This is a genomic window from Longispora fulva, from assembly GCF_015751905.1.
Classification (GTDB): domain Bacteria; phylum Actinomycetota; class Actinomycetes; order Mycobacteriales; family Micromonosporaceae; genus Longispora; species Longispora fulva.
On sequence record NZ_JADOUF010000001.1, the window covers coordinates 2,818,002 to 2,830,748 of the forward strand.

Below are 12,747 nucleotides of genomic sequence, written 5' to 3' on the forward strand. Positions count from 1 at the left end.
CATGCGGCGCTGACGTGGTGCCTACGAGTTCCGGGTATTTAGCACGATCGACGGCCGCCCGCCCCGAGATCGTGTGCCGACAGCCATTGTCGCCGCAGGTCCAGGTCAGTCGAAGGCCGTACTCATCCGCTCGCGGCTGTTGGTGAGGTGGGTGCGCATGGCCGTGGCGGCGGCGTCCGGGTCGCCGGCGCGGATAGCGACCACGATGGCGGCGTGTTCCTCCCATGCCTGTTCACCTGCTTTGTGCCGGTTGTAGAGGGAGTAGTTGCGCATCCGGGCCAGGGCCGTGGTGATGTACTCGCAGACCACGGAGTTGCCGGCGTGCAGGGCGATGCTGCAGTGGAAATCGGTGTCGCGTTGTCCGATGGCGTCGATGTCGTCGGCGAGGCGCGCGATGTCGTCGGGGTCGCAGAGCGCTTCCAGGTGTGCGATGTCGGCTTCCTGGTGGCGGCGGGCGGCGCGGGCCGCCGACGTTGGTTCGATCATGAGCCGGAAGTCGTAGAGCTCGGCGATGACGCGCGAGTCGAGCAACGGTGAGGCGACGAAGCCGCGGTAGGGCAGCTTGGTGACCAGGCCGTCGAATTCCAGCCGGGCGAGCGCCTGGCGGACCGGGGTGTTGGACACGTGCAGTTCGCGGGCGAGCTGATCGAGGTTGAGCCGGGATCCCGGCCCGATCCGGTGGGACAACAGCCCCTCCTTGAGGATCTGGTACACCTCGTCGGCCAGCACGCTGCGCTGGGCCACCGGCAGCCGTGCCATGCCGCCGGAAGCATCGGAATCAGTCGCTTGGTTCGGGTTTGTCATCTGCTGAGCTCTCGTCTGGGTGCACGATTTCCCTGTTCGGCCGCGAGATCGTGTTTCGGACCAGGAATCGCTTGACTCTCGCTGCCGCCGGACTAAAGCTACGGCAATCCTATAGGAAGTTTCTAGTCTTGAATGTGAAGGCAGATTCCTACCCGCTGTTCCCCGAGGAGACCCGTGAAACCACGAACCGCGTCCGCCCGCGCATGGCGCATCGCCCGGCCCGCCGCCGTCGGGGCACTCGCCCTCGTGCTCGCAGGACTGATCGGGGGATGCGGTGCCGCCGACGCACCCACCAAGGACGACCCCAACGCTGAGCTGCTGGTCTGGACGGACGCCACCCGCCAGGCCGGGTTCGAGCAGTTCAAGAAGTCGCACCCCGACGTCAAGATGAAGGTCGAGACGTATGACTCGGCCGCGCTGCTGACCAAGATCCAGCTGTTCAACCGCACCGGCAAGGGCTGGCCGGACGTCATCTTCGACGCCACCCCGAACGAGGTCGCGGCGCTGTCCAGCAAGCTGTTCGACTACGCCCAGCCGCTCAATGACCTGATCCCGCAGGATGTGCAGGCAAATTTCGGCTCGGCGAACGCCGGCTGTCACGTCGACGGCAAGCTGTACTGCCTGAAAAACGACCTGGCCCAGTCGGTGCTGTGGTACGACAAGACGCTGATGGACCAGTTCGGCTACAAGGTGCCGAGCACCTGGACCGAGTACGCGAAGCTCGGTCAGCAGGTGGCCAAGGATCACCCCGGCTACATCATCGGCACCGCCGGGTTCAAGTTCGTCTACTACGACTACTTCTGGTCCAGCGGCTGCCCGCTGCAGACGGTGACCGCGCCGCAGACGGTCAAGATCGACACCAAGGACGTCAAGTGCACCCGGGTGACCGACCTGCTCGATCCGCTGATCAGCGCCGGGGTCGTGTCGCGCGGCGGTCCGTTCGATCCTGAGGTGACCAAGCTCGGTAAGGACAAGAAGATCCTGATGATGCCGGGCGCGTCCTGGTACGGCGACTTCGTGTTCAAACCCGAGGCGTCCTACGCCCTGCCCAACGGTCGCCTCGCCGCGGCCGCGTACCCGAAGTGGGACGGCGAGGACAAGGCGTGGTCCGGTGCGACCGGCGGTGGCATCTACCTGGTGTCCAAGCACTCCGCCAACAAGAAGGGCGCCGCCGCGATCGCGCAGTGGATGGCCACCGACACCGATCTGCAGGCCTCCGCGCCGACCTACCCGGCCTACGGGCCCGCCGCCGACGCGTGGGGTGCCAAGCACGGCACCGACCCGTTCTACGCCACCAACCCGCTCCCGGCGCTCAAGGCCCAGGCCGCCCTCATCAACCCGGCGGAGGCGAACACTTCCTACGGGGTCGAGGACGCGATCACCGGCACCGTGGTGGCCAAGGTACGCGGCGGGGGCAAGCTCGCCGACGGTCTCCCCGACCTGCAAAGCCAGCTCCAGCAGCTCGCCCAGTCCGTCGGATACGCGGTCAACTGACGCGCCGGTCACCGGTGGGCGGGCGATAGCCCGCCCACCCAGCCAGGAAGGATAGGTACCGGGCATGCGCCGACGATTCGACCGGACGGGCACCCTGTTCGTACTGCCGTACGTGGTGTTGCTGTTCGTCTTCGGGCTGGGACCCGCCGCGTACTCGATCTACCAGTCGTTCGTCGACGACCGCACCGGCACCGGCGACGTCGGGCTGTCCAACTACCAGTTCGTCCTCGGCGACTTCCGGTTCTGGCCGGCGGTGTCGCACGTCGCGATCTACCTCGGCATCTGGCTACCCGTCATGGTGGTCGGCGTGCTCGTGTTCGCCCTGCTGCTGCACGAGCGGGCGTCGAGATTCAGCGGCGCGATGCGGCTGCTGTTCTTCCTGCCCGGCGCGGTGACCGGGTCGGCGAGCATCCTGCTGTGGTACTGCATGCTCGAACCCAGCCTGAGCCCGTTCGCACCGGCGTTGAAAGCGATGGGGCTGGAGTCGGGAAACGAGATCTTCCAGAACACCCACCTGACGGTCATCTTCGCCCTGATCGCCTTCACCACGGGTGTCGGCCAGTGGATCGTCATCATGTACGGCGCCCTGCAGAACATCTCCGCGGACGTCCTCGAAGCCGCCGCACTCGACGGCGCCGGGGCGATCCGCACCGCCCTGCAGATCAAGCTGCCGCAGATCTCCAAGTACGTGCTGTACATGGTCATCCTCTGCCTGGCCAACGGGCTGCAGCTGTTCGTCGAACCACAGCTGATCTACGGCATCACCCACACCGCCGGCAGCCCCTGGTGGTCGTTGAACCAGTTCGGCTACGCCCTGGCGTTCCAGAACGGCGACTTCGGCTCCGCCGCCGTCATCTCCCTGCTGCTGCTCGTCTTGTCCACCGGCGCCGCACTGGTCCTGATCCTGCGCACCGACTTCTTCCAGACGGAGGTCGACCGATGAGCGTGAACACCCGCCAACGCGACCGGTGGACGGTCCTGCGCGCCGTGCGCGGCACGGTCCTGCTCGGGTTCGGCGCGTTCTGCCTGATCCCGCTCGTCTGGCTCCTGCTCGCCCCGACGAAGACCGACGCCCAACTCGTCAACGGCCACCCGCTCAGCTTCGGGTCGCTGGCGCAGTTCGGCCGCGCCTGGCAGCACCTCGTCGACTACAACGACTCGGTCCTCTACCAGTGGATCGCGAACTCGATCCTGTACTCGGTCGGCTCCCTGCTCATCAGCGTCGCCACCTCGCTCCTGGCCGGGTACGCCCTCGCGGTCAGCCGGATACCCGGCCGCAAGGCGCTGCTCGTCCTCACCCTGATCGCGATGATGGTCCCGCCCACCGCCCTGGTGCTGCCGCTGTTCCTCGAACTCAACACCGTGCACCTGACCAACACCGCCCTGTCGGTCATCCTGCCCGCCTCGTTCTACCCGTTCGGGGTGTACCTCGCCTTCATCTACTTCTCCACCAGCCTGCCCAAGGAACTCCTCGAAGCGGGCCGCCTTGACGGCTGCTCGGAAGCGGGGCTGTTCTGGCACCTGGCCCGGCCGCTAGCCAAACCCCTGATCGGCCTGCTGTCGTTCTTCAGCTTCGTCGCGAACTGGAACAACTACTTCCTGCCGTACGTGATGCTCAGCGAGGAATCGAAGTACAACCTGCCGGTCGGGCTCGGCGCGGTCGTCTCCGGAACCCCGGCCCTCAACCCGGCCAACGGCGGCAGCTTCCTGCCCATCACCCGGCCCGAGGTGGCACTCGCCGGTCTGCTGGTGGTCGTGCCGATCGCCGTCATCTTCGTTTTCTGCCAACGGTTCCTGGTCCGCGGAATCCTCGCCGGCTCCGTCAAGAACTAGCCCCCAACACCCCTGGGAGACACCCCGTGAAGATCGTCAGTGTCGACGTGCGACTCGTCGACGAGCCGGCGGTGACCCCGCCCTTCCGGTGGCGCGATGGCCTGCCGGGCTCCGACGGCCCCCGCACCGGCGGCTGGCTCGTCCTGACCACCGATGAGGGACCGCGCGGCTACGCCTACTGCCGACGCGGGCCGCTGCTCGTCGACATGGTCGACCGCCGCATCCGCGACGAGCTCGTCGGCGCCGACCCGCTGCGCCGCGAGTGGCTGTGGCACCGGATGTGGGAACTCGACCGCATCGAGGAGTTCCCCGTCTACATCCAGGGCGTCATCGACGACGCGTTGTGGGACCTCGCAGGCAAGACCGCCGGCCTGCCGGTCCACGAGGTGATCGGGTCGTTCCGTGACGCGATCCCCGCCTACGCCTCCACCGTCACCTTCGGCAGCGTCGAGGAGTACCTCGACGTCGCCGACCAGTGCCTCGAACTCGGCTACCCCGCCATCAAACTGCACGCCTGGGGCGACGTCCGCAAGGACGCGAAGCTGTGCGCGGCGTTGCGCGAACACGTCGGCGACGACGTACCCCTGATGTATGACGGCTCCGCCGGCTTCGACCTGATCGACGCCGTCTACCTCGGCCGGGTCCTCAGCGAGGCTGACTACGCCTGGTACGAGGAACCCATGCGCGAGTTCAGCGTGACCGCCTACCGCCGCCTCGCCGAACGCGTCGACGTGCCCCTTCTCGTAGCCGAGACCAGCGACGGGGCGCACATGAACACCGCCGACTACATCGCCTCCGGCTGCGCCTCGGCCGTACGGACCGGCAACGCCTACAAGGGCGGGCTCACCGGCGCGCTGCGCATCGCCCACCTCGCCGACTCCTACCTGCTGCGCGCCGAGGTGCACGGCGGCGGGCTGCCCAACACGCATCTGTGCATGGCCATCCCCAACACCACCTACTACGAGAGCCTCGTCGACTCCAACCCGGTCCGACGCGCGCCCGAGGTCGACGCCGCGGGGCTCGTGCGCGCGCCGACCGGCCCGGGCATGGGCTACGAGCAGGTCTGGAACGCCGAGGAACCCCCGACCAGCATTGCCGCCGACGTTCCCCGCGACCGCTGAACACCCGAACCTTGCTGGAGTTGCCGTGTTGTCGTTCGAGATGTCCGCGCAGGAACTGGCCGTCTACCAGGGCACCAACCCGAGGCCGGCCGATTTCGACCAGTTCTGGGACCGGGCGCTGGCCGAGCTCGACGCGACCGATCCCGGGACCGAGTTCGTCGACGCGACGGACTTCCCGCTGACCACGGCGACCGCCCAGCACCTGTATTTCACCGGTACCGGCGGCTACCGCGTGCACGCGAAAGTCCTCCGCCCGGCCGAGCCGACCGGACCCGCCGTGCTGATGTTCCACGGGTACGGCGGCGAGCAGCCCAAGTGGGTCGACCTGCTGCCGCACGCCGCGCGCGGGTTCACCGTGGCCGCGCTGGACGTGCGCGAACAGGTCGGCTTTCGGACCGGGTCGCAGGCGCCCAACAGCTTCTCCCCGCACCACCACCTCGTGCACGGCCTGGACGACGGGCCCGACGGGCTGCTGTACCGGCACGTGTTCCTGGACATCCGCCGGCTCACGGACATCATCGGCGCCCTGCCCGAGGTGAACTCCGACCGGATCGCGACCACGGGCTGGAGCCAGGGCGGCGGACTCGCGCTGGTGGCGGCCGCGCTGACCCCGACGATCAGGTACACGGCCAGCGCCCTGCCGTTCCTGACCGATTACCAGCGGGCGTGGGAACTCAACCTGGGCACGGCACCCTACGACCAGATCGTCACCTGGTTCAAGAAGCGCGACCCGCGACACCTCCGCCAGGACGAGGCGTTCACCACCCTCGGCTACATCGACGTACAGCACCTGGCCGCGCGCATCCGGGCCGAGGTGACGCTGTTCGTGGGTCTCGAGGATCAGATCTGTCCGCCGTCGACCCAGTACGCCACCTACAACAAGATCATCTCGACGAAGTCCGTGCGGGTGTATCCGGACTTCGGTCACGAGGACCTGCCGGGTGCAGCCGACGACATCTTCCAACTGATCGGCGTGCGGCTGGACGGCACGATCAACTAACGGCCAGATGCTCGGGGCCTCCAGATCACCCAGCCATGCCGCACCCTCCTGCAAGGATCGGTGCGGTCGTTCGACCCGCCGATCGCCGGACCATGGCCACGCACGAGCCCTACGACGCCGTGATCGCGCCGTCCGGCTCGTGCGTGGCCATGGTCCGCGACAACTACTACTGGAAGGCGGGCAGGTTGCGGTCGACCCAGTCGCGGAAGGGCCTGGCCGGGCGGCGCAGGACGGTCTGCACGTCTGCGCTGATCGCCTGCTCGGTTGGGAGCGGGACCCCGAGGATGTCCAGGGTGCCCGCGATGACCTCCTCGGGCATGAACTGGGCCATGTGTGCGTGGGCCTGTTCGCGTGACAGCTCCACGAAGGTCACCTCCTCGCCCAGGGCCGTGGAGATCGCCGCGGCCTGCTGGCGCGGGCTGATCGCCGCCGGTCCGGTCAGCTCGTAGGTGCGGCCCGCGTGGCCGTACTCGCGCAGTGCGGCGGCGGCGACCGCGGCGATGTCCGCCGGGTCGATCACGGGCAGCGCGACGTCGCCGAACGGCGCGAAGATTGTGCGCTGGGCGCGGACCGACTCGGCCCAGGCGAAGGCGTTGGAGGCGAACCCGCCTGGGCGCAGGATGGTGAAGTCCGGTCCGGCGGCGCGGACGGCCAACTCGAACTCTCGCAGTCGGTCGTGCGAGGCGGCGGCCGGTCGGGTGGCGCTGACCTGGGAGGAGACCAGGACGACCCGTTTGACCCCGGCCGCCACCGCCGTGTCCATCAAAGCCGCGGGGCTCTCGCCGTGGCCGTTGAGTTCGCCGCCCAGCAGGATGAAGAAGGCGTCGGCTCCCTGGAGAACCGGCCGCATGCTCGCGGCAGCTCCGACATCGGCGCGGACGTGTCGCGCGCCGGCCGAAAGGCCCGCGAGCTGTGGCTGGCGCGAGACGGCTACGACCTCCTCCCCCGCCGTTGTCAGCAGCGGCACCAGCGTCCGCCCGATGTTGCCGGTAGCACCTGTCACTACGATCATCGCCATCCCCTAGGTTAGTTAGTTCGCTGACTCACTGAGACGCTAGCACGACCCTCCCCCGGCTTGTCTATAGTTGGTTGGGTGACTAACTCAGTGCGGCGGCCGGCAGCGCGGGCCGCGGACAAGCGCCGCAGGCTCACGGCAGCCGCGGCCCAGGTCCTCCACGAGCAGGGCGTCGAACGAACCACCCTCGCCGACATCGCACGGGTCGCGGACGTCCCCGTCGGCAACGTCTACTACTATTTCAAAACCAAAGACGAACTGGTCCAGGCCGCACTGTCCGAGCACACCGCGAACCTGAAGCAGCTCACCATCCACCTCGACGAGTTGCCCGACCCGCTCGACCGGCTCAAAGCCCTGATCGAGGCGTGGGTCGGTCAACGCGACGTCGCCGCGCGCTACGGCTGCCCCACCGGCACCTTGGCCGTCGAACTCGACAAGCGAGCTGACGGCACCCTCGACGCCGAGGCGGGCGCCGTGATCCGACAACTGCTCGACTGGGCTGAACACCAGTTCCGCGCCCTCAATCTGCCCGACCCCGACGGCCTCGCCGTCACCCTCGTCGCCGGCTACCAGGGCATGTCCCTGCTCGCCAACGCCCTCCGCGACCCGGACATCATGACCGGCCAGGGCGCCCGGCTCCTCCACTGGCTCGACACCCTGAAAACGCCCGACGTCCAGCATCCATGAGGCTGCGCGGCCCGCGAGCTGGTCGACCTTGCCCGTATCGCCTAGATCAACGGTGGGGCTCTGCGAGCTGGCGGGCCAACTCGCAGAGCCCCACCCCGTTGGACGCCTTCACCAGCACCACGTCCCCGGCCCGCAGCACCCCACCCAGCAGCTCCAAGGCCGCCGGCACGTCGACGGCCGCCAGCACCCCGGGCCCGGTCCCTTCGGCCAGCGCAGCGGCCTCGGGCCCGTCCCCGACCGTGACCACCACAGTGGCCTGGCGGGCGGCGAGCTCACCGATGTCGCGGTGCGCGGCCGGGGAGTCCTCGCCGAGCTCGCGCATCGCACCCAGGACCACGACCTGCCGCCGGCCGCCGGCCAGCACTTCCACCGCTCGCAGGGCGGCGCGCACCGACTCCGGGTTGGCGTTGTAGGCGTCGTTGACGACCGTCACCCCATCCGGTCGGGTCGTGACCTCCATTCGCCCGCCCGACAACTGCCGCGCGGCCGACAGGGACGTGGCGATCTGCCGCACCCCGACCCCGAGCGCGTGCGCCGCGCCAGCGGCGGCGAGCGCGTTGGACACGTGGTGCGCGCCGTGCAGTCGCAGGCGCACCGGGGCCTGGCCGCCTGGGGCCACGAGCGTGAACGACGGCCGCGCGAGCTCGTCGAGCGCGACGTCCTCGGCCCGTACCACCGCGTCGGGGGCGGTCCCGTAGGTGATGACCTGGCCCCGGGTCCGCGACGCCATGGCGGCTACGAGGGGGTCGTCGGCGTTGAGGACCGCGATCCCATCCGGCCCGAGGGCTTCGACGAGTTCGGCTTTGGCCTCGGCGATCTTCTCCGGGCCGCCGAACTCGCCGGCGTGCGCGTGCCCCACGTTCGTCACCACCGCCACCTTGGGCGGGGCGATCGTCGTCAGGTAGGTGATGTGGCCCTTGCCGCGCGCGCCCATCTCCAGGACCAGGAATCGGGTGTGTTCGTCGGCGCGCAGCACCGTCAGCGGCAGGCCGAGTTCGTTGTTGAACGACCCGACCGGCGCGATCGTCGTTGCGACGTCGGCGAGGACTTGGCCGAGCAGGTCCTTCGTCGATGTCTTGCCCGCCGACCCTGTCACCGCGACCACCACCGCCGGCAACTCCCGCAGCACTCCGGCGGCCAGGGCCCCGAGCGCGGTCTGCACGTCGTCGACGACCACGGCCGGTACGCCGACCGGTCGGGAGGCGAGCACGACCGCCGCGCCGGCCGCCACCGCGGCGGCGGCGAACGCGTGCCCGTCGACGTGCGCGCCGTCGAACGCGCAGAACACCCCGCCGGGGGTGATCAGCCGCGAGTCCATTACCACCGGCCCGGTCACCATCACCTGGTCGTCGTCCACGTCGACGAGGCATCCGCCGGTGAGGCGGGCGATGGTTTCCACAGTCACAGGCAGCACAGGTCTCCCCTGGTCAACGTGCTGAATGGCCGTCCATACGGTAGCCCACCATCCGGGCCCGGAATCTGCCTTGCGGCCCTGTACGCCTCGGCGTCGTCCGTCCTGGCGCCCAAACGTGGGCCTCGATCCGCACGTCTGCGGCTGATCGGCGGTGCCGGCCGCCCAGACGTCCGCGTCGACTGCCCGCTTCAGTAGACCGCGAACGGTTCAGCCGTCGTCCTCTTCGGTCTTGAAGGTGTCAAACCCGCGGCGGTGGTAGTTGGGTAACGCGTTCGGGTTGTCCGCCGACGACGTGTGCAGCCATACCCGGCGCACGCCCGGCACCAGTTCCCAGCCCCGCCGGATCGCCAGGGTCAACGCATGACCGCCCAGGCCCCTGCCGGTGAACTCCGGCAGCAGCCCGAACGTCCTGATCTCGACGTCACCGCCCGCACGCAGGTCGTAGCAGACCACGCCCACCGGCTCATCCGCCACGGTCAGCAGGCAACAGGTCCGGTCCGGATGCTCGGCGAACCACTCCTCCCACTCCTGCGGGCTGCGACGCGCGCTGCGCCATTGGTACGGCGCGCCGATCCGGGCCATCAACTCCGCGATCAACGCCAGGTCCCGATCTGCGGTGACGAGTGCCATTCCCGGCACCGCAGCGCCGGGAACGAGTTGGCTCCGGTCGGTCATCTCGACATACGTCACGATCCTCGTCACCCGAGGAAGGCTACGACGCCGAGCCGAGCGGTCAGCAGCTGGGTAAAGGAGATTCATCTCGGCGGCGCCGCGAGGGCGATCTGCTGTGGGCTGACGCCGTGCCCGGCGGCAACGGGGCCACCGTCGGCGTACGCCCCGACGGCGCTGAACGGGCCAGCTTTGCCCCACCACACCAGCATGCCTGGCGCCTGACCACGCACGAACTCGTCAGCCAGGCCCGCGTTAGGAGATCCCCACCGCCACGATCGCCACGAGCATGGCCCCGGTCATCGTGCCGGTCAACAGCCCCGCCCCGGCGAGCCGGGTGCCCCGGGGCAGGCAGAGCACAAGGCCGGTCAGCGTCATCACCGCCACCAGGAAGAAATCGAGATAGCCCATCACGAGCACACGGGAAAGGCCATCCTCCTGTGAGGTACCGGAGCCGCTGCCCGCCCAGGCTGCGAACAGCACCACCAGCAGTTGCGATCCGAAACCTGCCCAGAAGCCAACGAACGACGCGGTCCTGCGCTGCGGCTCCGCCATCTGCGACGTCATGTTCTCCGCCATATCTCCCACGTTCGGTCACACGACGCTACAGGTGAAACATATCCCCGCCCCAGGAGTCGGAGCCGCCGCAGGGTGTCGACTGGGCGATGCGGAGGGGGAACTCGGCATCGCTGCCGGTCCTTCGGAGCCGGTCGAGCGGATCCGCCTACTCCCGCCCGGCGAGGTCCTCGAGGTGTCCGGCCGCGGCGAGCGCGCCGCCCGCGCCGTGGAAGGAGTCTTTGATGCGGTGCGCGGCCGTGCGGTACGCCGGTTCGGTGAGCACCTGGTCCACGGCGCGCGTGATGTCGTCGCTGCTGGCTCGGCCGAATCGTAGCCGTATCCCGGCGCCGGCGGTGGTCACCTGTTCGGCGATGATCGGCTGGTCGTCGCGGATCGGTGCAACGACTAACGGCAGTCCGTGCCACAGGGTTTCGCAGACGGTGTTGTGTCCGGCGTGGCAGATGACCGTGTCGACGTGGGCGAGTGCGGCCAGCTGTGGGAGGTGTCGGGCGACGGCGATGGTGTCCGGTTGGGGGCCGAGGTCACCTGCTGGGTCGACGATGATCGCGCGGAGGTCGTCGCGGCGGGCGAGCGCTGTCGCGCAGGCGGTCAGGAAGCGGGTGCCGGCGTGGGTGTTGACGGTGCCGAGGGTGACCAGGACCGTGGGTCTGGGGTCGTCGTCTGGCCATGGTGGCCGCCACGCGGCCGGGGGGCATCCGCCGATGGCGGGGCCGACGAACCGGACGGAAGTCTCGTCGACGGTTGCATGGCCGAACAGTGCGCGGGTGGTGAAGGCCAGTGTGAGGCGGTCGGAGAAGCGCGGATCGTGTACCCGGCTCCCGGACCGGGCGGACAAGGCGCGGAGTTGGTCGCGTACCCATTGGTGGATGGCGGGTGTGAAGGGGGTGGCGAGTTCCGCCGAGGTCGAGGCTGACGTGGCGCAGGTGATGGCGAGCCGGTCGGCGGCGAGTACTCCGGCGAACGCCTGCTGGTCGGCGATGACCACGTCGGGGCGGAACTGCCCGATGGCGGCCAGGGTTCCGGGCAGCATCGCCTCGGCCAGGGGCACCAGGTAGTCCTGGACGAGGAACTTCAGGGCCGCGGCGCCTTGCAGGGTCGGCGGGCGGGAGTCGGTACGGGCGAACGTGTCCACGGCGCAGTCGTATACCAGCTGGTCGGGTTCGACGAATGACCGCAGCCAGGTCTCCGCGCCCGCCCACCCGATCTGGTGGCCCCGGTCGGACAGTGTGGCCGCCACGGCGAGCAGTGGGGCCAGGTGGCCGGTGAGTGGGGGCACCACGAGCAGGTACCGGCTCATGGGCTGGCGGTCCGGCGCTCGTGGAGCCAGGGCACGACCAGGTCGGCCACCTCGCGGGGTGCCGAGGTGAGCAGCAGGTGGCCGTGGCCCGGAACGACGATTCGGGTGCAGTCGGCCAGCAGCGGCGTGAAGTCGCTGGTGCGGGTGCTGAGGTCTGATTCGCCGCCGACGATCAGGAGCACCGGATGGCGGATGGCGCGCACCTGCTCGGCGTCGAGCAACCCTTCCGGAGCTGTGATCTCGCGCATCAGGTGGGTGTCGGCGTCGAGTTTGTGAACGGTGGCGGCCATCTTGGCGATCACGTCGGGTTGTCGGGCGGCGAAGGTCTTATCGGCGGTCAGGACGCGGGCCAGGTCCGGCTGCCCGTTGAGGAATGCGTCGTCGAGCATCAGGTCCTCCACCTCGCGCATGCCGGCGGCGGTCCGCTGCGCCCACGCCGTGGTCGGGGGTTCGGATTCGATGACGATGAGGGTGGCGACCCGCTCGGGGTGCCGGTGGGCGAAGGCGAACGCTACGGTGCCGCCGAACGAGCAGCCCAGCAGGTGCACCGGCCCGCCGATGCCGAGCGCGTCGAGGAGGCCGGCGAGGTCGGCGACCGCGTCGTCGACGGTGTACCCGTGTGGCGGGCATTCGCTGCGGCCGTGGCCGCGCAGGTCGTAGGTGACCACGTCGAGCCCGAGGTCGGCGATGGGGCCGGCGAGGGTGAAGTAGTAGCTGGCGAGGGAATCGACGAGCCCGTGCAGGCACACCACGGGCAGGCCGCCGGTGGCGCCGGCGGCGGGCACGCGCTGCACGTGCAGCCGGACGCCGTTGGCGGTGACGTGGGCCATCGCG

General features: G+C 69.3%; 14 protein-coding genes. 6 read left to right on the plus strand and 8 right to left on the minus strand.

Annotated elements, in window-relative coordinates; translation table 11 throughout:
• Positions 1–105: 105 nt before the first annotated feature.
• A complete protein-coding gene (locus IW245_RS12540) occupies positions 106–759 on the minus strand; it encodes a GntR family transcriptional regulator (protein ID WP_197003353.1) in 654 nt (217 codons plus the stop codon).
• A 219-nt stretch (positions 760–978) separates the two neighbouring features.
• Between IW245_RS12540 and IW245_RS12545 the strand changes: the two genes are divergently transcribed.
• The 5 genes from IW245_RS12545 (at position 979) to IW245_RS12565 (ending at position 6,252) form a co-directional block, all read left to right on the plus strand.
• Positions 979–2,298: an ABC transporter substrate-binding protein gene (locus tag IW245_RS12545; protein ID WP_197003354.1), complete on the plus strand. Its 1,320-nt coding sequence runs from the start codon at positions 979–981 to the stop codon at positions 2,296–2,298.
• 64 nt (positions 2,299–2,362) lie between these two features.
• Positions 2,363–3,241: a carbohydrate ABC transporter permease gene (locus IW245_RS12550; protein WP_197003355.1), complete on the plus strand. Its 879-nt coding sequence runs from the start codon at positions 2,363–2,365 to the stop codon at positions 3,239–3,241.
• On the plus strand, positions 3,238–4,131 hold the full coding sequence (locus IW245_RS12555) for a carbohydrate ABC transporter permease (protein ID WP_197003356.1): 894 nt from the start codon (positions 3,238–3,240) through the stop codon (positions 4,129–4,131). Before IW245_RS12550 ends, IW245_RS12555 begins: the two co-directional genes overlap by 4 nt.
• A 26-nt stretch (positions 4,132–4,157) precedes the next feature.
• Positions 4,158–5,252 (plus strand): enolase C-terminal domain-like protein, encoded by a 1,095-nt coding sequence (locus IW245_RS12560; RefSeq protein WP_197003357.1) that lies wholly within the window; start codon positions 4,158–4,160, stop codon positions 5,250–5,252.
• A gap of 25 nt (positions 5,253–5,277) precedes the next feature.
• Positions 5,278–6,252 (plus strand): acetylxylan esterase, encoded by a 975-nt coding sequence (locus tag IW245_RS12565; RefSeq protein ID WP_197003358.1) that lies wholly within the window; start codon positions 5,278–5,280, stop codon positions 6,250–6,252.
• 166 nt (positions 6,253–6,418) lie between these two features.
• Here IW245_RS12565 and IW245_RS12570 read toward each other — a convergent pair whose 3' ends face one another.
• Positions 6,419–7,264, minus strand: coding sequence for an NAD(P)H-binding protein (locus tag IW245_RS12570; protein ID WP_197003359.1), 846 nt, complete (start codon positions 7,262–7,264; stop codon positions 6,419–6,421).
• 81 nt (positions 7,265–7,345) lie between these two features.
• On the opposite strand from IW245_RS12570, the gene IW245_RS12575 reads away from it, so the two are divergent.
• Positions 7,346–7,954 (plus strand): TetR/AcrR family transcriptional regulator, encoded by a 609-nt coding sequence (locus IW245_RS12575; RefSeq protein ID WP_197003360.1) that lies wholly within the window; start codon positions 7,346–7,348, stop codon positions 7,952–7,954.
• 46 nt (positions 7,955–8,000) lie between these two features.
• Here the strand turns inward: IW245_RS12575 and IW245_RS12580 are convergent, their stop codons facing one another.
• The 6 genes from IW245_RS12580 to IW245_RS12600 form a co-directional block, all read right to left on the minus strand.
• On the minus strand, positions 8,001–9,353 hold the full coding sequence (locus IW245_RS12580) for a UDP-N-acetylmuramoyl-tripeptide--D-alanyl-D-alanine ligase (protein ID WP_233473212.1): 1,353 nt from the start codon (positions 9,351–9,353) through the stop codon (positions 8,001–8,003).
• 222 nt (positions 9,354–9,575) lie between these two features.
• Positions 9,576–10,070, minus strand: a complete 495-nt coding sequence (locus IW245_RS12585; protein ID WP_197003362.1) for a GNAT family N-acetyltransferase — start codon at positions 10,068–10,070, stop codon at positions 9,576–9,578.
• A gap of 53 nt (positions 10,071–10,123) precedes the next feature.
• On the minus strand, positions 10,124–10,249 hold the full coding sequence (locus tag IW245_RS41580; RefSeq protein WP_269215938.1) for a hypothetical protein: 126 nt from the start codon (positions 10,247–10,249) through the stop codon (positions 10,124–10,126).
• A gap of 43 nt (positions 10,250–10,292) precedes the next feature.
• Positions 10,293–10,616: a hypothetical protein gene (locus IW245_RS12590; RefSeq protein WP_197003363.1), complete on the minus strand. Its 324-nt coding sequence runs from the start codon at positions 10,614–10,616 to the stop codon at positions 10,293–10,295.
• 145 nt (positions 10,617–10,761) lie between these two features.
• Positions 10,762–11,913, minus strand: coding sequence for a glycosyltransferase (locus IW245_RS12595; protein ID WP_197003364.1), 1,152 nt, complete (start codon positions 11,911–11,913; stop codon positions 10,762–10,764).
• Positions 11,910–12,743, minus strand: coding sequence for an alpha/beta fold hydrolase (locus tag IW245_RS12600; protein WP_197003365.1), 834 nt, complete (start codon positions 12,741–12,743; stop codon positions 11,910–11,912). Before IW245_RS12600 ends, IW245_RS12595 begins: the two co-directional genes overlap by 4 nt.
• Positions 12,744–12,747 lie beyond the last annotated feature (4 nt).

Coding starts and splice junctions, on each gene's coding strand:
- IW245_RS12540 (WP_197003353.1), bottom strand. CDS start 759: ATGGCACGGCTGCCGGTGGCCCAGCGCAGCGTGCTGGCCGACGAGGTG.
- IW245_RS12590 (WP_197003363.1), bottom strand. CDS start 10,616: ATGGCGGAGAACATGACGTCGCAGATGGCGGAGCCGCAGCGCAGGACC.
- IW245_RS12600 (WP_197003365.1), bottom strand. CDS start 12,743: ATGGCCCACGTCACCGCCAACGGCGTCCGGCTGCACGTGCAGCGCGTG.
- IW245_RS12550 (WP_197003355.1), top strand. CDS start 2,363: ATGCGCCGACGATTCGACCGGACGGGCACCCTGTTCGTACTGCCGTAC.
- IW245_RS12595 (WP_197003364.1), bottom strand. CDS start 11,913: ATGAGCCGGTACCTGCTCGTGGTGCCCCCACTCACCGGCCACCTGGCC.
- IW245_RS12570 (WP_197003359.1), bottom strand. CDS start 7,264: ATGATCGTAGTGACAGGTGCTACCGGCAACATCGGGCGGACGCTGGTG.
- IW245_RS41580 (WP_269215938.1), bottom strand. CDS start 10,249: ATGCTGGTGTGGTGGGGCAAAGCTGGCCCGTTCAGCGCCGTCGGGGCG.
- IW245_RS12555 (WP_197003356.1), top strand. CDS start 3,238: ATGAGCGTGAACACCCGCCAACGCGACCGGTGGACGGTCCTGCGCGCC.